This window comes from Acetobacter papayae (genome assembly GCF_047721125.1).
GTDB classification, from domain to species: Bacteria; Pseudomonadota; Alphaproteobacteria; order Acetobacterales; family Acetobacteraceae; genus Acetobacter; species Acetobacter papayae.
Window position 1 is genome coordinate 1 of the sequence record NZ_JBDNWF010000034.1, and the last position, 20,151, is coordinate 20,151.

18 protein-coding genes are annotated in these 20,151 nt (G+C 59.9%); 15 read left to right on the forward strand and 3 right to left on the reverse strand.

Annotated elements, in window-relative coordinates; all coding sequences use genetic code 11:
* The first annotated feature begins 360 nt into the window (after nucleotides 1-360).
* Nucleotides 361-1,368 carry a DUF1176 domain-containing protein gene (locus tag ABF757_RS09850; protein WP_415482054.1) on the forward strand — a complete coding sequence of 336 codons (1,008 nt, stop codon included), beginning with the start codon at nucleotides 361-363 and terminating at the stop codon, nucleotides 1,366-1,368.
* 27 nt (nucleotides 1,369-1,395) lie between these two features.
* Here the strand turns inward: ABF757_RS09850 and ABF757_RS09855 are convergent, their stop codons facing one another.
* Complete coding sequence (locus tag ABF757_RS09855; RefSeq protein ID WP_415482056.1) at nucleotides 1,396-1,842, reverse strand: hypothetical protein; 447 nt, start codon at nucleotides 1,840-1,842, stop codon at nucleotides 1,396-1,398.
* A 344-nt stretch (nucleotides 1,843-2,186) separates the two neighbouring features.
* On the opposite strand from ABF757_RS09855, the gene ABF757_RS09860 reads away from it, so the two are divergent.
* The 9 genes from ABF757_RS09860 (at nucleotide 2,187) to ABF757_RS09900 (ending at nucleotide 12,561) form a co-directional block, all read left to right on the forward strand.
* Entirely contained in the window at nucleotides 2,187-3,440 is a 1,254-nt protein-coding gene (locus tag ABF757_RS09860; protein WP_415482058.1) for a glycosyltransferase, read from the forward strand.
* The gene (locus ABF757_RS09865; RefSeq protein WP_025860305.1) at nucleotides 3,430-4,212 is read left to right on the forward strand and encodes an ABC transporter permease; all 783 of its coding nucleotides are present in this window, start codon (nucleotides 3,430-3,432) and stop codon (nucleotides 4,210-4,212) included. Before ABF757_RS09860 ends, ABF757_RS09865 begins: the two co-directional genes overlap by 11 nt.
* Nucleotides 4,213-4,221: 9 nt before the next feature.
* Nucleotides 4,222-4,992 carry an ABC transporter ATP-binding protein gene (locus tag ABF757_RS09870; RefSeq protein WP_025860306.1) on the forward strand — a complete coding sequence of 257 codons (771 nt, stop codon included), beginning with the start codon at nucleotides 4,222-4,224 and terminating at the stop codon, nucleotides 4,990-4,992.
* Nucleotides 4,993-5,013: 21 nt separating this feature from the next.
* Nucleotides 5,014-6,111: a glycosyltransferase gene (locus ABF757_RS09875; protein WP_415482059.1), complete on the forward strand. Its 1,098-nt coding sequence runs from the start codon at nucleotides 5,014-5,016 to the stop codon at nucleotides 6,109-6,111.
* Between the two features lie 93 nt (nucleotides 6,112-6,204).
* Nucleotides 6,205-7,185, forward strand: coding sequence for a glycosyltransferase (locus ABF757_RS09880; protein ID WP_415482061.1), 981 nt, complete (start codon nucleotides 6,205-6,207; stop codon nucleotides 7,183-7,185).
* Nucleotides 7,186-7,272: 87 nt separating this feature from the next.
* On the forward strand, nucleotides 7,273-8,637 hold the full coding sequence (locus tag ABF757_RS09885) for a phenylacetate--CoA ligase family protein (protein WP_025860310.1): 1,365 nt from the start codon (nucleotides 7,273-7,275) through the stop codon (nucleotides 8,635-8,637).
* Entirely contained in the window at nucleotides 8,634-10,196 is a 1,563-nt protein-coding gene (locus ABF757_RS09890) for a polysaccharide deacetylase family protein (RefSeq protein ID WP_415482063.1), read from the forward strand. Before ABF757_RS09885 ends, ABF757_RS09890 begins: the two co-directional genes overlap by 4 nt.
* Nucleotides 10,193-11,362: a non-hydrolyzing UDP-N-acetylglucosamine 2-epimerase gene (gene wecB / locus ABF757_RS09895; protein ID WP_025860311.1), complete on the forward strand. Its 1,170-nt coding sequence runs from the start codon at nucleotides 10,193-10,195 to the stop codon at nucleotides 11,360-11,362. Before ABF757_RS09890 ends, wecB begins: the two co-directional genes overlap by 4 nt.
* Nucleotides 11,359-12,561: a glycosyltransferase gene (locus ABF757_RS09900; protein ID WP_415482065.1), complete on the forward strand. Its 1,203-nt coding sequence runs from the start codon at nucleotides 11,359-11,361 to the stop codon at nucleotides 12,559-12,561. The genes wecB and ABF757_RS09900 overlap by 4 nt, the downstream gene beginning before the upstream one ends.
* Here the strand turns inward: ABF757_RS09900 and ABF757_RS09905 are convergent.
* Together ABF757_RS09905 and ABF757_RS09910 are read right to left on the reverse strand one after the other, a co-directional pair.
* The gene (locus ABF757_RS09905) at nucleotides 12,553-13,842 is read right to left on the reverse strand and encodes an NAD(P)/FAD-dependent oxidoreductase (RefSeq protein ID WP_415482066.1); all 1,290 of its coding nucleotides are present in this window, start codon (nucleotides 13,840-13,842) and stop codon (nucleotides 12,553-12,555) included. The genes ABF757_RS09900 and ABF757_RS09905 overlap by 9 nt on opposite strands.
* The gene (locus ABF757_RS09910) at nucleotides 13,842-15,281 is read right to left on the reverse strand and encodes an aldehyde dehydrogenase family protein (protein ID WP_081773484.1); all 1,440 of its coding nucleotides are present in this window, start codon (nucleotides 15,279-15,281) and stop codon (nucleotides 13,842-13,844) included. Before ABF757_RS09910 ends, ABF757_RS09905 begins: the two co-directional genes overlap by 1 nt.
* A gap of 305 nt (nucleotides 15,282-15,586) precedes the next feature.
* Between ABF757_RS09910 and ABF757_RS09915 the strand changes: the two genes are divergently transcribed.
* Genes ABF757_RS09915 through ABF757_RS09935 form a run of 5 tightly spaced genes read left to right on the forward strand, consistent with a single transcriptional unit; the run spans nucleotide 15,587 to nucleotide 20,138 of the window.
* Entirely contained in the window at nucleotides 15,587-16,468 is an 882-nt protein-coding gene (locus tag ABF757_RS09915) for an ABC transporter permease (RefSeq protein WP_415482067.1), read from the forward strand.
* Nucleotides 16,465-17,289: an ABC transporter permease gene (locus tag ABF757_RS09920; protein ID WP_415482069.1), complete on the forward strand. Its 825-nt coding sequence runs from the start codon at nucleotides 16,465-16,467 to the stop codon at nucleotides 17,287-17,289. Before ABF757_RS09915 ends, ABF757_RS09920 begins: the two co-directional genes overlap by 4 nt.
* Nucleotides 17,290-17,318: 29 nt before the next feature.
* A complete protein-coding gene (locus ABF757_RS09925) occupies nucleotides 17,319-18,407 on the forward strand; it encodes an ABC transporter substrate-binding protein (protein ID WP_415482071.1) in 1,089 nt (362 codons plus the stop codon).
* Between the two features lie 44 nt (nucleotides 18,408-18,451).
* Nucleotides 18,452-19,060, forward strand: a complete 609-nt coding sequence (locus tag ABF757_RS09930) for a helix-turn-helix domain-containing protein (RefSeq protein ID WP_199897835.1) — start codon at nucleotides 18,452-18,454, stop codon at nucleotides 19,058-19,060.
* Nucleotides 19,053-20,138, forward strand: a complete 1,086-nt coding sequence (locus ABF757_RS09935; protein WP_415482073.1) for an ABC transporter ATP-binding protein — start codon at nucleotides 19,053-19,055, stop codon at nucleotides 20,136-20,138. Before ABF757_RS09930 ends, ABF757_RS09935 begins: the two co-directional genes overlap by 8 nt.
* Nucleotides 20,139-20,151: the final 13 nt, after the last annotated feature.

The window sequence follows — 20,151 nt, forward strand, 5'->3', positions numbered from 1 at the left end:
CTTGTAGGCCGTTGCGATTCACCTCAGTTTTTCCGAAAACAGCATGGTTACAGAATTTGAAGTGGTGGAGCGGAAAGCGATGAAATATCTGCCGCACAAGGCATGGCCGCCGCAGTGTGTAACGGCGATATTTTCTTATCGTTTCGACGGTTACCGAACTATCTCGCCAAACGATAGTTTCGAAGGGCTGAATGCACGGAGTTGCCGTTCGGGCCAACTGTAGCTGTATGGCTAGCTTAATCAGGCATGTAGAAAGCATATAGAATGAAAAATGGATGTATGCCCTTAATCTTTCTATTCCTGATTATGACCGGGGCAGCCTAGGCGGCAACGCCATCTTATGATGTTTATGGATCATGGTTGGTTGCATGCGACAATGTTTTGACCTGCGAAACCAAGGGGTTTGTGCAGGGTGATGACGATGTCATTTCGACCACGCCCAACAACAGGCCAATCAACGGATCGGTTGACCTGCGTTTTATTCGTGATGCCGGACCGGATGGTGTGATTGAAGCGCGGCTGAGCGCCGGGTTTCCCTTTGAACTGGCGGATCTGCGTGTGGACGGTAAGCCGTTGTTGCTGGACCGTTCGGCATGGGCACTCAATACACGGGACGGAATCACGATCCTGTCTGGAAAATGGCCTGAGGTCGTTGTTGCGTTTGTGGCGCAGTTGCGTGACGGGACAATGCTGCAGGTACGTGATGGGATTGTGCTATTGAACGGGTTAAGTGCTGCAGCGTTGCACATGGATGACCGACAGGGAAGATTGGGCGGTGTAACGGCATTGATCCGCACGGGGGCAAAATCAGCCAGCGCGGTGCCTCCCGCACCATTACTGCCGCCCGCTCCATCCACCCATGGCTCTATCGCTCTTGGCCGTAGAGAGCAGGCCCACTTGATAGCATGGACAGAAAGAACGCAGGCTAAGCTCTTAAAAAAGCAGAGTTGTGGTAGCCTGAATAAAGGAACTGATAGCCTTCTGGAAACAGGGGTTTACGGGTTGGACAAGAACAATGCGCTTATCTTGTTCGGGTGTTCGATGGCGGCATATCAGGGGGCGTCCTTGGTTTTTGTCGTCCCGCGCACCGGCAATGGCCAACCTGAGCCCGCCAGCCTGCCAAGTCCCGTCCTGATCAAGGGGGACACAGGCGATGAAGGAAGTATTGTGACAAGCCTTGATTTTGACGTGGCAACTGGAACTTTTACGGACTTTTACAAAGGTATGGGTCTGGCTTATTGCGGTGCTTCTCATGAATGGCGGTGGGATGGCCACCATTTCGTTCTGACGAGGATGACTTTTCAGGCTGGCTGTGGTGGCAGCATGTCGGGTGACTGGCCTGTTCTTTACCGATCGAAGGCCCAGTAAAACGCGTAGCAGAAGGAATGGCTCTGTTTATGTCTTGCTACGAATGCGTGCAAACCATCCTGATTTTTTTGAGGGGTGAGGATAAACCTGAGTGCCTGCAAGAGATTCAAGGCGTGCGCAATTCCAGACACCGTCGTCTATGGCTTGTTGGAGCATGGCCAATGTGATGCATTCGGATGTCAATTTGAGGGCTGGTTTGCCCATCAAAAGTTGCCAGATCAGAAATCGAAATAAAGCAAAGAGGATCATAGGAATAATTAATAAAACTTGCGTTTCATCACTAGAGTATCGACGTAAATCAAAATCGCCCACATCGATTGGAAATGTTTCGAAATAAGAGTCCATGAAGTAAAGGGTGTCAATTCCATCAATGCCGAGATCTTCTGCTATTCTTGTTGATGGTTGAATTTCTTCTTCGGAAAGTTTTTCTGTATCAATCAAGAATTCCTTAAGTTTTTCTGAAATAATCAGCATCTGGAAAATCCTGTCTTCAGGCTTAACCAACTGGAGTGTGCTAGCAGATGGCAGCCGGTTCAATGCCTCGGCGGGTGTCAGGGTGTTGCATACAGTGGGTTAAAGGTCTTGCTCCGTTCTGGCTTTGTGCTGGTGGTGGAAATGGAATCGCCATGACGGGGAAAAATTGATATTGGACGAAGCAGCCATAATAGAACAGGGGCTGTAATGTTATCCGCCGAGGGGCAGACGATACTGGATGTGATCTCTCATTTCCATCAGCGGTTGCGGGTGGTATCCGGCTCTGGGCTGTTGGTTGGCTGTGGCATGGGTTGGCGCGCAGGCGTGCCGCATAGGGCCTGTGCATGAGTCCTGTTTCGGCGGGTGAGGCCGCTCAACACCCTGTTCGCGCGCGTTTGCGTATCCTGCATGCCTATAAGGTGTATCTGCCTGATGTCGAGGGCGGTGTGCCTTCGGCCATCCGGGCGCTGACAGCCCGCATGGCAGCACGCTGCCAGTCTGCCATTCTGGCCACAAGGCGGTGGGGCACGCCCCGCACGATTATTGTGGACGATATTCCGGTTACGCGCTCACTCGCATTGATGACGCTCCGCTCGCTGCCACTGGCCCCGCTTTATCCGCTGGCCCTGCTGGCCAGAGCCCGCAAGGTGGATGTGGTGGCCCTGCACACGCCGTTTCCGTTGGCGGATGTGCTGACAGGCCTGTATTTTCCGCGGCGCTGCGCCCTCATTGTTCACTGGCATTCCGATGTCGTGCGCCAGAAATGGCTGCTGCGGCTGGTGGCCCCGCTCATGCGCCGGACAGTGCAGCGCGCTGACCGTATTCTGGTTTCCAGTGCGCCCATGGTCACGCATTCGCCCTTTCTGCGCCCTCTGGCGGATAAGTGCGAAATTGTGCCTTTCGGCACGGATTTGACCTACTGGCCCCGCCTCAATACAAAAGAAGAACAACGGGTTGCGGCCCTGCGTAGGCAGTATCCACGTTTGGTCGTCACCACGGGGCGGCTGGTGTCTTACAAGGGGTTCGATGTGCTCATCGAGGCCTTTTCCTCAGTAAACGGTCAGTGCGTGATTGTGGGCGAAGGTCCGCTGGACAAGCAGTTGCAGCAGCAGATTGACGCACTGGGCCTGCAGGACCGGGTGCATCTGGTGGGGCGGCTTGAGAGAGACGAATTGAAGTGCATGCTCCACGCGGCCCGGATTTTTGCCCTGCCTTCCATCAGCCCGGCGGAAACCTTCGGCATTGCCCAGATGGAAGCCATGGCTTGCGGTCTGCCAGTGGTTAACACGGATGTGCCCACGGGCGTGCCATGGGTGGCCCGCCACGGGCATGAAGGCCTGACCGTGCCAGCCGGTCAGGCAACTCCGCTAGCGCAGGCACTCAGCACCCTGCTGGATGATGACACCCTGCGGCTGCAAAGCGGCAAGGCAGCAGCGACGCGGGCTGCCGAGCTGTTTGATGAGCGGCAGTTCATTGAAAAAACATACCGGATTTATGAAACAGAGGCTCAACGGGCAAAGGAGCGCCTGTCCGCCACCCGCGCGCCCGGCATTGTAAACAAGACCACCGAACACAGGACCGATACTTATGGCCACTGAAAGCATCGTCGATAAGCTGACGCATTACAGCGAGCTTTCCTATATCCTGTGGAAGAAGGAGATCAAGGTTCGCTACAAAAACAACTTCTTCGGCTATCTGTGGTCGCTGGCCAATCCGCTGTCTTTTGCGCTGGTGTTCTATTTTGCGTTCAATGTCGTGTTCAAATCCGGGGAGAAGAACTTTGTTCTTTTCCTTATTTCCGGGCTGTTTGCGTGGCAGTGGATAGCAAACTACATTATCGGCTCATGCAATGTGTTTGTCTCGAACGGCAGTATCATTAAAAAATCGCTGTTCCCCCGCATTGTCCTGCCACTTTCTCTGTGCATGCAGGATGGCTTTCATTACGTGATGTCTATTCCGGTTATTGCTGTTGCCAGCCTGTATTATGGCGTGCCGTTCGGCCTGACGACACTGGCCGGTATTGTGCTCATATCCGTTGCCCAGTTCCTGCTCCTGTTCGGGATCGGTTTGGCCATGGGCACGGCTAATCTGTTCTTCCGGGATATGGAAAAGCTGGTGGGTATTCTTCTGAACATTCTGTTCTATGTCACGCCGGTTCTTTACCCCATGACGAAAATACCCGAACAATACGTCAAGTTCATTCTGCTTAACCCGTTTGCACCCCTTATCAATGCGTGGCATGCCCTGTACCTCGAACAGAGGATTGACCTGTACAATGTTGGCCTGACCTATGCGTATGCCGTGGTCAGCCTGATTGTCGGTCTGGTCATTTACCGCCGCATGGTCTGGCGCTTTGCCGAAGTGCTGTGAGATAACGACATGACAGCGATCCTTTTCGAGAATGTAACCAAGACATTCAGCCCCCATGGCCCGCATACCGGCGGGTTGAAAAACCTGCTTCTCAACGGCTTTCGGGGGAACCGGCATCAGGCCGAGCCGGTGCCGATCATTACCGATGCGAGCTTTTCCATTCCCCATGGGCAGGCGGTTGCTTTTGTGGGCCGTAATGGCGCGGGCAAAAGCACGCTACTGAGCCTGATTGCGGGGGTTCTGCGGCCCAACAAGGGGCGTGTTGTGGTGGATGGCCGCCTTTCGCCGCTGCTGGAACTGGGGGCGGGTTTTCACCCGGACCTGACCGGGCGCGAAAATATCGAACTCTACGGTGTGGTGCTCGGGTTCGGGCGTCAGGAAATCCGCCAGCATATGGATGCGGTGATCGAGTTTTCCGAGCTGGGTGAACACATCGACCGGCCTGTCCGCTATTATTCCAGCGGTATGCTGGCCCGGCTGGGCTTTGCCGTGGTCTCGCAGCTTGATCCCGAAATCCTGCTGATTGATGAGGTTCTGGCAGTTGGGGATTACAAGTTCGGGCAGAAATGTCTGGATGTGATGCACGGCTTCCGCAAGGCAGGGAAGACCATTGTGTTCGTGTCGCACTCCATGCAGGACGTCGTGAAACTGTGTGACCGCGCCCTGCTGATCGACCAGCACCGCATTGTGGCGGATGGCCCGGCCAAGGATATAGCCCTGCTTTACCAGCCCGACCTTGTCATTGAGCCCACAAAGGAAGAAGCTCAGGGCAACATATAACGAGGAATGAACGGTTTGGTCGTGACTGCATCTGATGCTTCGTGGCGCCCGCAGGGGGCTGTCCGTATTGTCGCACGCGATATCTGGCGGCGTGATGCGATTGGCAATTTCTGTTTCCAGATAGCCGATCTGCTGCGTGCGGCCGGGGTCGAGGCCGTGCTCTATGCGGAAAATTTCAGCCCGGATGAGGATATCAGGCCTCTGGCTGATGTGTTCACCCAGACCGCTCCAGCCGATATCCTGTTCTATCATTTTTCCATTGAAGACCCCGCTTTCGAGGCGCTGTCGCAGCTTGCCTGCGCCAGAATCCTGTATTTCCACGGCATTACTCCGGCCCGGTTTTTCACTGATAGCGACCCCCATACCGAAGGGCTGGTGTCACGCGGCCTGAACCAGCGCCCGCTGGCCCGCCATTTTGATGTGCTGATGGCCAATTCACGCACCACCGCCGCCTGCCTGATCGAAGGCATGGGGCCAGAGGCTCCGGCTGTGGAGCAGGTGCTGGCCTGCCCGCCGGTGCTGGGGCTGAACCGCTGGCAGAATATTGTGGCAGAACCGGCAGATGTGCCCCAAAGCCCCCGGCTGCTGCTCTATGTCGGGCGGCTGAGCCCGCATAAGGGGGTGGATGACCTGCTGGAAATTTTCGCGCATCTGGCGCGGCTGGACCCCGATGTGCATCTGGCCATTGTGGGGGGCGGCTCTGCCGAGCAACTGGCGCGGCTGGCGGACATTGCCCGCGGCGCAGGCGTGGCGGAGCGCGTTACGTTTCTGCAAAATGTTACCGATGGCGTTATCAAGGCTCTTTACGAGCGGTGCGATGGCCTGATCTCATGCAGCCAGCATGAAGGATTCTGTGTGCCGATTGCCGATGCCATGCTGCTGGACAGGCCGGTTTTCTGCCGCCCTGACCCCGCCATGCTGGAAGTGGCGGGCGATGCTGCCGTGATTTTGCCAGACGGGCAAGATGCACAGGCCAAAGCCCGGCTTATTGCCGATACGCTGGCTGATACCGCCCGTCTCAGCGCCCTTGCCGCCAGCCGTCAGGCGCGGCGCGCAGCACTGGCACCGGGGCTTGAAGGGGCGATTATCTGGCAGGCGCTGCGGCAGGCCCAGCCCTGAGAGGGGAGCAGCCCCAGAAGGGACGCAAAGAGGTGGCGCGGCACCCTGCCGCAACAGCCTGACGGTACGGACGTAAGGACAGGGGAAGCAGGTTTGAAAGTCGCATTCAATACATATCCGTGGGCGTTCTGCTGCCCGGGCGGCGGCGAGCAGCAGATTGTGTATTACAGGGACTTTCTCCCCGGTGCGGGGGTCGAGGTCATCCCGCATGATATCTGGGCTCCGCGTCTGGCGGAGGTGGATGCGGTGCATTTCTTCTCGGTCATGGGCGGGTCTTCCGCGTTCTGCGGTTATGTCAAAGCCATGGGCAAGCCGCTTGTCGTCTCGTCCAGCCTGTGGGTTACGCCTGAAACAACCGGGCTGTATCCGATAGACGAAATCAGGCATCAGCTCTCTCTGGCCAATGTGATCGTGCCGAACTCCCACCGCGAGGCGGATGCCCTTTCCTCTGTGCTGGGTCTGCCGCGTGAGCGTTTCATGCCGGTTTATAACGGGGTAGACCCCCTGTTTGCCGAACCCGTGCCCGGAGCGCTGTTCCGTGAGCGGTTTGGTATTGAGGGCGACTTCATTCTCAATGTCGGCAATATCGAGCCACGCAAAAACCAGCTTGGGCTGGTGCGGGCCGCACAGGGGCTGGACCTGCCGGTTATTCTGGTCGGCCATGTGCGTGAACAGGCCTATTTCGATCAGGTCATGGAGGAGGCGCAGGGGCGCGCGCGCTATGTTGGTGCGCTGGCGCATGAAGACCCCGCCCTGCGCTCGGCCTATGCCGGCTGCTCGGTATTTGTCCTGCCCAGCACGCTCGAAACCCCCGGTCTGGCGGCTCTTGAGGCTGCGGCAACAGGCGCGCGGCTGGTGGTGACCGCCGAGGGATCGACGGAAGAATATTTTGGTGACATGGTACACTATGTCGATCACACGGCACCGGACGACATACGCGCCAAAATTCAGGCCGCACTGGCCGCCCCGGTGGCGCCTGCCCTGCGTGAGCGGGTGCTGACACGCTTCTTGTGGCCGCAGGTAGTCAAGGAACTGCGTGCGGTATATGCCGCAGCCATTGGCGGCACCCCGTAAAACAGGCGCATGCCTTACCGCCCCTTATCGTTATCTCAGCAGGGGTAACCCCGGCCCCGCGTTGCGGCTGAAGACGGAATTTTGCAGATGCTGATTTTTCCCCACCACCTTGCTCAGGGCCTGCTGGCCGAGTTTGTTGCCTATCCTCTGGCAACCCGGCGTGAAAAGCGCGAGATCGCCAGCAAGGAAGCCTGGCTGAAGGCGGAAATGGCGCGTCCTTTTGCCGAGCGCCGTCAGCGTAGCCAGAAGGCGCTGGCCGAACTGGTAGGGTGGGCCGGTGTGCATGTGCCGTATTACAAGGACCTGTTCGCCAGCCTGAACTTTGATCCCGCCAAGCTGGAGCAGGATGCAGGCTGGCTGAACGACCTGCCTTACCTGACCAAGGATATTATCCGCGAACAGGGCGAACGCATGATGCGGCAGGACCGCGAAGGCCTGCGGATTCATGGCTGCAAGACCGGTGGTTCCACCGGCGTTTCCGCCATTATCTATTACGATCAGGAGGCGGCTGACTGGTCATCAGCCGTGACGCATTACGCCAGACGCAGCGTGGGCAAGCACCACTTCATGCGCGAACTGCATTTTGCCAGCCGCTTTCCCGAGAAATTTCCGCTCCGGGCGCGGGTTATCGAGCATATCAAGTGCCTGTGCATGAACCGCACCAATATCTTTTTCGATGATTTTTCGCCCGCCAGTCTTGAAGCGATCTGGCGGCAGGTGCGCCGTAACCGGCCGGTGTTGGTGCATGGCCACCCGTCCACGCTCTACCAGTTGGCGCTGCACATGGCCGATGCCCATGGCGGCGGCAAGGCGTTCGATATTTTCGAATCCAGTGGGGAACTGCTCGAGCCCCATCAGCGCCGCACGATCGAAACCGCCCTGCGCTGCCGGGTGGTGGACCGCTACGGTTTGGCCGAGTTCGGGGTGGTGGCCTATGAAGGGCACAAGGGCTCGACATGGCGCGATGTATACGACCCCATAGCCTGGCCAGAAATTGCCGCCGTGGACGGCAGCGATGCCAGCGCCATTGCCCATGAGCGTGGCCAGAGCGGCGAACTGGTGCTGACAGGGCTGAAAAACCGCCTCATGCCGCTTATCCGCTACCGCACGGGTGATCTGGCGGCACTGGGCGAGGAGCCGGACCGGGGCTTTGTGCTGTATGATCTGGTCGGGCGTATTCATGATGTCGTGCGTATTGGCGGCAAGGACTACGCCACCCATTACATTCAGGACATGCTCGACCGTCTGGGCAGTATCCGCGAGTTCCAGATTGCTGTGGGTGGGGCTGTGCCGGTTCTGCGGCTGGTGCTCGAACCCCATGCCACGCGTGAGGAGGTGGAAGCCCGTATCCGCCAGTGGTGGGGGCAGTCCATAGAGCTGGAGTTTATTGATACGACCCAGATCCAGCTACAGGGCGGTCGCGCCAAGTTCCGCCATGTGGTGCCGGCATGATCGGCGTTGCGTTCGCCCCGGGCGATGCGGCGGGGCCGGTTGTTGAGGCAGGCCTGATCCGTTCTTTCACCGCGTCGCAGGTGCGCCGGGTGGATGGACCTGCGCCCGAGGGCATGGCGTTTTTGGTGGTGGTCAACCCGCAGGGCGTGCTGTCGTCTCTGGCCGGGCAGGTTGCGGCACAGGGCGGCAAGGTGCTGCTGCTGGGCGCGCTGGATACCGCTGCTGCTGCTCTGGCCGGTGTGGTGGCCGAACCCCTGCCAGCCGATACCGCTGCGTGGGCGGCCTGCGCGTCCGCCCCCACTTATGGCACAACAGCCAGTGACGGGCTGATCCGCTATGCCGATCACCCGCTTGCCGGGGCATCGCCTTTTCAGGAAAGGCCTCTGCTGCGCTTCGATTTTACCGAGGAATGGAACAATCTGGGCTATGGCCGCATTGAAGGGTCCGGCCAGTGGGGTCTGGCGCAGGGCGCGCGGTGCGATGGCGCAAGCCTGATTGCCGCAGTCAATGTGGGAGGGGAGGACAGGCTGCCTTTCATCACCCTGCATGACCAGACCGCCGGGGGCTCCGTGCTGTGGATAAACCGTGCGGTTGGGCTGGTGGATAGTCTGGAATGGGCGCTGGTCGAGGCGTTTTTCAGCGATTACCGGCCTGATGATCGGCCCTGCCTGCCGCATCTGCGTGAGGCCCCGTACGGGGTTGGCGCAGTTGTGAGCATGCGGCTTGATTGTGACGAGGATATCAAATCGGCTCGTCCGCTGTTTGAGCTGTACCGTAGCCGTGGCGTGCCGTTCTCGCTGGCGGTCAAGACCGCGCAGCCTGCGGTGGAGGAAGACTTCGCCCTGCTGCGCGAGGTGGCGGCGGCTGGTGGGGCCGTGCTGTCGCACTCGGTCAACCACTATGTGCGCTGGGGGGATGATCCCGGCATAGCCTTGCAGGAGGCGGTGGACTCGCGCGCATGGTTGCAGGAGCACCTGCCGCATATTCCCATCCGCCATATGGTGTCGCCCTTCCATCAGACCCCGGTTTTTGTGCCGCCTCTTCTGGCGCAGGCGGGGTATGAAGGTTTTATCGGCGGGGTGGTTTCGGCTGAGCCTGACTATATTCTGGCCCGTGGCGGCATTGTGCCGGGTGCGGCTTTTCCTTTTGTCTCCCACGCGCAGCAATGCATGGTGCATGGAGATTGCCTGCTGGCCGAGGGCGACCCGCTGGCGGTGTACAAGCGGGCGTTCGATGCCGCACTGGCAACATCAGCCATTTTCGGCTTTCTCGATCACCCGTTCTCGCCGCGCTATTCCTATGGCTGGCTTGATGAGGCGCAGCGGCTTCAGGCCCATGCGGCGTTTCTTGATTACATACAGGCCAGCGCACAGCCCGCTGGGGGTGTTTGGTTCGTTAATGAAGACCAGTGCCTTGATCTGGTGCGCCGCCGCATGGCCTGCGCGCTCAATGTGGAAGAGGGGCAGGTGCGGCTGACCGACCCGCTGGCGGGCGACGGGCCGCCGCTGGCGGTGCGCTGGCGTGGTAAAACCCTGTCGGCCACGGAGCTTGGTGCATGAGCAGGCGGGTGATGGTTCTGTTCGGAACCCGCCCTGAATGTATCAAGCTGGCTCCGGTTGTGCGGGCTTTGCGCGCCCGGCCGGACGATTTTCATGTCACGGTGTGCTCCACCGGGCAGCACCGCGAGATGCTGCACATGACGCTGCAAAGCCTTGGCCTGACAGTGGATGAGGACCTGGACGTCATGCGCCCGGACCAGACCCTGCCGCAACTGACAGGGGCTATCCTGAGTGGCTGCGCGGAACTGATCCGCCGCCACAGCCCGGACTGGATGCTGGTGCAGGGCGATACCACCACCGCTTTCGTGGGGGCGCTGGCGGCATTTTATGGCCGTGTCAGAATTGGCCATGTCGAGGCGGGGCTGCGTACCGGGCGCAAGGACAACCCGTTTCCCGAAGAGATTAACCGCCGCCTGATAACCCCCATGGCGGATCTGCATTTCGCACCCACGCCCCGCGCAGCCGCGGCCCTGCTGGCCGAAGGGGTTAGCCCGCAGAGCGTGCATGTGACCGGCAATACGGGTATCGATGCCCTGCTGGCCCTGTGTGCCCGCTGGCAGTCTGGCGAACAGTCCATTGACCCATCTGGCAACTATGCTGCTGATCATGCGGGCAGCCCGGAGGGGGTGGAACCCGCCGTGGCGGCGTTGGCCGGGGCCAGCCCGCTGGTGCTGATAACCTGCCACCGGCGCGAGAATTTTGGCCCGGAACTGGAGGCAATCTGCAAGGCCCTGCGGCATCTGGCTGAAACATGGCCTGCCGCGCAGTTTGTTTTTCCTGTCCACCTCAACCCATCGGTGCGCCGTGCCGTCATGCCGCTGCTGGGGGGGATTGCCAACCTGCACCTGCTTGAGCCGGTGGCGTATGACACCATGGTGTTTCTGATGCGCCGCGCCACGCTGATCCTGACAGATTCGGGCGGTATTCAGGAGGAAGCGCCAACCTTTGGCGTGCCGGTGCTGGTCATGCGCGCCACCACCGAGCGGCAGGAGAGTGTCGAGGCCGGTTTTGCCCGGCTGGTGGGCAGCAATGCAGACATGATCGTGGCCGAGGCCAGCCGTATCCTGTCCGCCGGAGGGTGCCCGGAACTGAGCGGACGCCCCAACCCGTATGGAGATGGCCACGCGGCGGAACGTATTGCCGCCATTCTGGCCGAAACCCCATGAAAGGGCAGCCGGAGGCTGGCGGCACGGTTGTCATGTTTTCAACCGCCGACTGGGCCGCACCATGCTGGACCAATAAACAGCATATTGCCCGCAGGCTGGCCGAGCGTGGCTATACCGTGCTGTATATCGAAACCGTGGGCCTGCGCCGCCCGTCGATAAACAGCCTTGACCTGACACGTATTATCCGGCGGTTGCGCTCAGGCCTCAAGCCGCCGCGCCGGGTGGGCGAGCGGTTGTGGGTGCTCTCTCCGCTAACCCTGCCGCTGGGCCAGCGCCATGGTTTTGTCCGGCATTTCAATGCGTGGATTCTGCGCACCGCCATCCGCCTGTGGCTGCGCAGGCATGGCGATGGCACGCCCCCGCTCGTCTGGGCCTATCATCCGTATATGCTGGAGGCCATTAGCGGCCTCAAACGCAGTGCGCTCGTCTATCACTGTGTCGATAACATTGCCGCCGTGCCGGGGGTGGATGCCACGGCCTTCGCGCAGGCGGAAGAGGCATTGCTGGCCCGCGCCGATGCCGTGTTTACCACAGCCCCCGCCCTACAGGCGCATTGTGCACGGATTGCCCCGCACACCACGCATTACTTCCCCAATGTGGCTGATCTGGCGCATTTTGCGCAGGCGCGGCATGCGGGGGCCGTGCCGCCTGAATTGGCGGCTATTGCCGGGCCACGTCTGGGCTTTATTGGCACGCTGACTGATTTCAAGGTCGATTTCGCATTGCTGGAGCATGTGGCTCTGGCCCGGCCCGACTGGCATCTGGTGGTGATTGGCGATGAGCGCGAAGGACAGGCCGACCCGGTGCTGGAGCGCATGCGCAGGCTGGATAACGTGCATATGCTGGGCTGGCGGCCCTATGCGGTGCTGCCGGATTACCTGCGGGGGCTGGATGTGGCGCTTCTGCCGCTCCTGCTGAACGATCACACCCGCGCTGTTTTTCCTATGAAGTTTTTTGAATATCTGGCGGCGGGCTGCCCGGTGGTTGCAACAAGCCTGCCTGCTCTGGCTGATTTTTCCAGCTATTGTCGACTAACGGACAGTGCAGAGGCCTTTATGGAAGGCATCAGCAATGCCCTGACGGCCCCACAGGTTATACCGGAGAATGACCCGGTGCTGATGGAAAACAACTGGGATAGGCGGCTGGATAAAATGCTGGCCGTGCTGGGGCCTGAGGCGGCACGGGCGGGTTTAGGATAGGCCCAGCCTGTCCTGCACGCGGCCCAGCAGAATGCGCGCGGCAACCCCAGCCCGCCAGAAACCATGCAGCGCAATGGGTTTGACCGGCGAGAGCGGGAACAGGGGGGGCCCTCCCTGCACCAGATAGGCCGCAAGCTCCCGCCCGGCCAGCGTGGCCATGGCCACACCCCGGCCGTTATAGCCCAGTGCCGCCAACAGGCCGGGTTCGGGTTCATGCCAGTGCGGGTAATGATCCAGCGTTACTGCAAGCTGGCCGTTCCAGCCCTGTGTCCAGCCGATAGTGCGCAAGGCGGGCCAGAGTTTTTGCGCCCGCGCCACCAGATAGGGAAACGCCACCGCCCCCTGTGCAGGGTGGGAGAAGGATCTCCCGCCCATCAGCAGCCTGCCGGTGCCATCCACCCGGTAATAGGTGGTGATCTGCCCCAGCTCATACAGGGATTCGCGCTCATGCAGAATGGCCCTTTGCAATGGCGCGGGCAGGGGTTCGCTGGCGACAATACCGCTGTAAACCGGCACGATGGAGCGGCGGAGGGCACTGTGCAGGGTATCCGTATACCCATTGGTGGCCAGCACCACCCGCTCGGTCACAACACAGCCGGTGCGGGTCTGGGCCAGCCAGCGCCCGCCTGCCCGTTTGAGCGAGAGCACCGGGCTGTAACAGAACAGGCTCGCGCCTTCCTGCACGGCAGCCTGTGCCACGCCCTGCGTATAGGCCAGCGGGTTAACCTGCCCGCCGCGCCTGTCCAGCAGGCCGCCGCAATAATGGCTGTGGCCGGTGCGTGCGGCCACAGCGGCACTGTCCAGCCATTGTACGGGCCAGCCCCGTATCTGGCACTGCTGTTCGAGCGTGCGTAAGGCGGCAAGCTGGCCTGTGGCGGTGGCAGCACGCAGGGTGCCACCCCGTGCGGCATCGCACGCAATGCCGTAGCGTTCGATCAGGTCGAACACCAGATCCGGCCCTTCCTGCCAGGCTAGCTGCACCAGCCGGGGGCCATGTTCGGGGCCAAAATCGGCCTCTACCGTATCGGGCGGGGGTTTTAGCCCGGGGTTGACCTGCCCGCCATTGCGGCCCGAGGCCCCCCAGCCCGGCCCATGGGCTTCCAGCACAATGGTTCTGGCTCCCTGCCGAGCCAGATGCAGGGCGGTGGAAAGGCCCGTAAGCCCCCCACCAATAACCAGAACATCGGTTTCAACCCGTTGTGTCAGTACGGGCCAATCCGGTGCGGCGGGGGCTTGCGCTTCGTAAAGACTGCCGCAGGCCGCGCCGGAAGGCCCGTGCATCAGGCCTCTCCGTAGCCGATAACGGCCTTGAGTTCGAGAAAGTCCATCAGGCCGAACACGCTGCATTCACGCCCGTTGCCGGACTGCTTGTAGCCGCCGAAGGGAGCCTTGACCGTCCATGCGCCCTGATTGAGCGTGACATTGCCCGCGCGCAGCCTGCGGGCCACCGCCCGCGCATGGGCCAGATCGCTCGACTGCACATAGGCCGCCAGCCCGTAAACCGTATCGTTGGCAAGACGGATGGCGTCTTCTTCATCCGCATATCCGATAATGGAGAGAACGGGGCCAAAGATTTCTTCGCGCGAGATGGTCATGTCAGGGGCAACCTGCCCGAAAACCGTGGGTTTGACATAGTAGCCAACCTCAAGCCCTGCCGGTTTGCCAGTGCCGCCGCCAACCAGCGTCGCGCCTTCCTCGATCCCTTTTGCAATCAGGGCCTGAATGCGCTCGAACTGCAGGGCGCTGACAACGGGGCCGTATTCCGTTTCCTCATCCGCCGGGTTGCCCATGCGCAGCTCGGACAGCACCGCTTTGGCCACGTCCATGGCCTCGGCCATGCGGGCCTGCGGTACCAGCATGCGGGTGGGGGCATCGCAGGTCTGGCCGGAATTGCCCATGCAGCGGCGCACGCCATCGCTGACAGCGGCCTGAAAATCAGCATCGGGCAGAATGATATTGGCTGATTTACCGCCCAGTTCCTGCAAAACGCGCTTGATGGTGTCGGCCGATGCGCGGGCAACGGCGGCCCCCGCACGGGTGGAGCCGGTAATGGACATGACATCCACATCCGGGTGGCGGGCAAGCGCCTCGCCCACATCGGGGCCGCTGCCGTTGATCATGTTGAACACGCCTGCCGGCACTCCGGCCTCGTCCATGATTTCGGCAAACAGCAGGGCGCTGAGCGGAGCGACCTCGCTGGGCTTGAGCACCATGGTACAGCCTGCGGCAAGGGCAGGGGCCACTTTGCAGGCAATCTGGTTCATGGGCCAGTTCCACGGTGTAATCAGCCCGGCTACGCCTGCGGCCTCGTGGGTCAGCAGCATGTCGTCACGCACGGTGTCGAAAGAGAAGGCGCGCAGGGCGTCGAGCGTTTCCTGCATGTGGCCATAGCCCGACCATGCCTGACTGTCGCGCGCGCGGGCGATGGGCGAGCCCATTTCAAGCGAGATGGCCTGCGCCATTTCTTCCGACCGGCGCTGGTAGATGGCAATCACCTTTTCCAGCAGGGCGATGCGCTCTTCCTTGGAAGAGGCAGACCACGCGGGAAAAGCCGCGCGCGCGGCCGCCACGGCCCGCTCGACATCCTGTGCGTTGCCCATGGCAATGGTGGCGCAGGCGGTTTCTGTTGCGGGGTTGATCACATCCAGCCGCTCGGTGCCTGCTGGCGCGCACCATTGGCCGTTGATGTAGAATTCGAGTGCGTGTGAAGAAACAGTCATGTCAGTTCCTGAACATTGAAAGCTGTTGAAACCCTGCAGGACGCCGCATTCCGTGCCGCCTGAAACCGCCGCAGGGCGGAACGCTGCAAAAACAGGCCCGGTTTCGATACTGGTATCGTCACAAAAACCTTTTTTCTTTTCAAGTGTTTTATGTGCCGTTTTGCTGAGGGCTGCGTTGTGGCTGGCCTTTGTGCGGCGGAGGGGTATGGGTGTCTTTTTATTACCATTCCAAAATATTCCGTTGACGTAAATTATTCAAGTGTGAAAAAACTGACTCGTATTTCACGTTTCGGAAGCCGCGCCGCATGTCTTTCGCACCGTCATCACAGAAAACAGGCCTTAGGGAAGCGCTCTTTCGGGCCTTCATGATGGTGCCGGGGGGCGTGCTGGGCTGCGGGCTTATTGTGTTTTCGCTCGGGCTTCTGGTCTTTTTGGCCCTGCGCCATAATGATGGCTCACTGCTGGGTGTGGGCATTACGCTCCAGAACTTTGTTACACTCCTGCAAGACCCGCTTTACGCACGGGTGGCGGGGCGATCACTCGTTATTGCGGGGCTGGTTACGGCGGCGACTGTGGTTACGGCTTATCCGGTGGCCTATTTTCTGGCGTTCCATGCCGGGCGTTACCGCGCCATTTTGTTGTTTCTGGTCACGCTGCCATTCTGGACCAGCTATCTGCTGCGGGTGTTCGCATGGAAAATCGTGCTGGCCTATAATGGCGTGCTCAATTCCTTCCTTACCGGAACAGGGCTTTTGGCATCACCCTCGCTGGCGTTTTTGAATACGCCCGCCGCTGTGGTGGTAACGCTGGCGCATGCCTATGCGCCCTTTGCCATCCTGCCGATTTTCACGGCACTGGAAAGCATGCCGCGCTCGCTGTTTGAGGCCGCGGCGGATCTGGGGGCGCGGCCTTTCACGACTTTCCGCCGTGTTGTGTTGCCCTATTCCATCAAGGGTGTTCTGGCGGCGGTAACGGTCGTGTTTATCCCCACCGTGGGGGATTACGTAACCCCGGCACTGGTGGGCGGGCCTAACAGCATCATGATCGGCTCGCTTATTCAGGTGCAGTTCGGCCGGGCGAATGACTGGCCATTCGGGGCGGCGCTTTCGGTGGCGGTCATGGTGCTTATTGCCTTGGTTATCGGCTTGTTGCGCAAGGCAGACCGGCAGGGGGAGAAAACGGCATGAAAACGCTTCTGCCTTTCTACAAAAAGCCGCTTTCTCCGGGGACTGGTCTTGGGATTTATGTCGGGCTTTACCTGTTCTTTCTGTATCTGCCCGTATGCCTTATCCCGCTGTTTTCGTTTAACGACTCCATTCAGGCGGCTTTTCCCCTCAAGGGCTTTACCTTGAACTGGTACAGGGCGCTGCTGCATAACGATGGCGTGCGCCGTGCCCTGCTGACCAGCCTTGAAGTGGGCAGTATTTCGGCTTTTCTGGCAACACTCTGTGGCCTGACTCTGGCCTATGCACGGGTTTTCATGCGCACGCGGCTGAGTGTGCTGCTGTCCGGCCTGTGCCAGTTGCCGCTGCTGATACCGGGCGTGATCGTGGGCATTGCCATGCTGATTGTCGTGAACATTATCGGGGTGGGGCCGTCGCGCGTGGCGCTGGTGTGCGGGCATATGCTGGTGGGCCTGCCTACAGCCTTCATGATCCTGCACGGGCGGCTTTCCGGGCTTTCACGCTCCATATCCGAAGCGGCGGAGGACCTTGGCGCGCGGGAATGGACGACGTTTTCACGCATTATCCTGCCGCTGGCCATACCGGCTCTGGGGTCCGCCTTCATGCTGGCGTTTCTGACCAGTTTTGATGAGTTCATCATCGCTTTTTTCCTGACCGGTTCAGAACCGACACTGCCTGTCTATATCTGGGGGCAGTTGCGCTTTCCGCGCTCGCTGCCGCTGGTTATGGCGCTGGGCAGCCTGATTCTGGCGGTCAGTATCGTAATCGCGGCGGTATCGGAGCTGATGCGCCGCCGGGGAAAACTGACAGAGCGGCAGGCCTGACCTGACGCGCAACCGTGGAGTATTCTGATATGACAGGCAAAGAAAAGTCTTCCATCGTCAAAAAGATTTCCACACAGGCTCTGGCTTTTGCCATGGCGGCCTCCATCGTCTCCCCCATGGCCACGGCACGGGCTGAGGAGGGAAAACTCACCTATCTGACATGGTCAGGCTATGAACTGCCCGAATATGATGAGGCCTATCTGAAGGCGCATCCCGGTGCGGTGGATATTTCCGTTTTTGGTGATGATGACGATGCCTTTACCAAACTCAAGGCAGGCTTCCGCCCTGATGTCGCGCATCCGTGCTATGACAAGATCCAGCGCTGGAACAAGGCAGGGCTGATCGAGCCGATCGACACCAGCCGTATTGCCAACTGGAACCAGATTTTCCCCATTTTCCGCAACCTGCCCGATATTCAGGCAGGCGATGGCAAGGTGTGGATGGTACCATGGGACTGGGGCAATACCTCTATCCTGTACCGTACCGACCTGTTGCCAAAGGATGTGGAGCAGAGCTGGAACCTGCTGTGGGACCAGAAATATGCCGGGCGCATGTCCACGATTGATGCCGTGCATGACACGCCTATCGTTGCGGCTCTGGTTGCGGGGGTTAATCCGTTCGACCTGAGCCCGGCTGACATGGAAAAAGTGGCTGCTAAAATGCGCGAACAGCGCCCGCTCATGGCCTCCTACACCACGGATATGACATCGGTTGAGCAGTCTCTGGCCAGCGGTGCGCTGGTTGCGGCCATGACATGGAATGCCTCTGCCGTAGCGCTGCGCAAGCAGGGCGTGCGGGTTGCTTTCATGAACCCCAAGGAAGGCATGCTGACATGGAGCTGCGGCTTCGTGATGATAAAGGGCACAAAAAACAAGGATCTGGCGTATGATTTCATCAACAGCCGCCTTGATCCCTCCTCGGGCAAGCACCTGATCGAGAATAATGGCTATGGTGCGTCCACCAGCACGGCGTTTGCTGCGGTTCCGGCAGAAAAACTCAAGGAGCTTGAACTGCCGTCAGACCCGGAGGTGATGCTCAAAAAGACCGTTTTCACCGGCCCGATGAAACAGGCGGAAGAACTCGGCAAACTGCTTGAAAAAATCAAGGCCGGTGGCTGAATACAGCCATGGCGCCTGCAAATAGCGTTGAAAGGAACAGGGGGTTGGGCACATCAGCGGAAATGGCTGCACAAAGCAGGGCGCCGGATGCCGATGTGCTGATCGGCCGCAGGCTGCGGGCCTTGCGGCTGGAGCGCGCCATGTCGCTCATGGATCTGGCCAGCCGGGCTGGCATATCCGTCAGCGCACTCAGCCAGATCGAGCGGGGTATTTCCTCGCTCAAGATCAAGGTCATGTGGCCACTGGCGGCGGCCCTGAATGTCGAACCGGGTGCCCTTCTGGGGGAAAGCGGTCAGAAACACAGTGATCTGTACTGCGTATCTTCCAAAGCGCGCAAACGCCTGCCTGTTCACTCGGACGGGATTGAAAAATGGCTGCTCTCACCCCCCGGTGCGGCCCTAACGGGTATTCTGGTCAGTGTTGTGCCGGGCGGCACTACGGCGGGCAGTTATACCCATGCGGGGCATGAATTTGGCTACGTGCTGAGCGGCCAGCTTGAACTGACCATAGACGGCGTTTCCTACCAGTGTGGTCCGGGTGACAGCTTTGCCTTTCGCAGCACTCTGGATCACGCTTTTTCCAATCCGGGGCAGGAACCCGCCCAGATATTATGGGTCAATACAACCAAACCGGGAGAAAGCCGCGATGGCTGATGCACTGCTCAGGCTCGATCATGTCAGCAAGGTTTTTGCCGGCGGGCATAAGGGGCTGGATTCCATTGATCTGGATATTGCGCAGGGTGAGTTCCTGAGCCTGCTCGGTCCTTCTGGCTGTGGTAAAACCACAACCCTGCGGGTTATCGCAGGGTTTGAAAGCCCCACACAGGGGCGGGTGCTGCTCGATGGGCAGGACATGACGGCCCTGCGCCCGTGTGAGCGGCCCATCAACACCGTTTTTCAGGACTATGCGTTGTTCCCGCATATGAATGTCAGCCAGAACATTGCGTTCGGCCTGTCGCTGCGGGGGGTAGGCTCTGCGGAAACCCGGCGCAAGGTCATGGAGGTTCTGGAACTGGTTGGCCTGCCGGACAAGGCGCAGGCACGTGTGGGCAGCCTGTCGGGTGGGCAGAAACAGCGTGTGGCGCTGGCGCGCGCCCTGGTGTGCCAGCCCCGCCTGCTGTTGCTGGATGAACCGCTCTCCGCCCTCGATGCCAGCCTGCGCGAACACATGCAGGCTGAACTCAAGCGCTTGCAGAAAGAACTGGGCACAACCTTTGTTATGGTCACACATGACCAGACGGAGGCCCTGTCCATTTCTGACCGGATCGTGGTGATGAATGCCGGGCGGATCGAGCAGATTGCCCCGCCGGATGTTTTGTATGACCGCCCGGCCACGCAGTTTGTGGCCAGTTTTATTGGCACCATGAACCTGCTGAGTGCCAGTCCCGGCACTCAGCGCGACGGGCGGACATGTTTTGCTATCGGGCCGGGATGGCAGCCCGCCATAGCCCTTGATGGCACCATGCTCCTGCCATCCGACAGGCCGGTAACACTGGGGATCCGCCCTGAAGATCTGGTGCTGACGGAGCAGAGGGGGGATGAGGTGCTGGATACCACGGTTGTTTCCGTGGCGTTTCACGGGCGCTCATTTCGTGTGCAGGTAGAGGCGGCAGGGGGGCAGAGCCTGTTTGCCGATATCCCGCGTGAGGGCGAACAGGCCCGGCTGGTGCCGGGGCAGGCAATCAGCCTTGCCCTGAAAAAAGATGTATGCCCGCCAGTTTTTGTCAACTGAGTCTAAAACACAC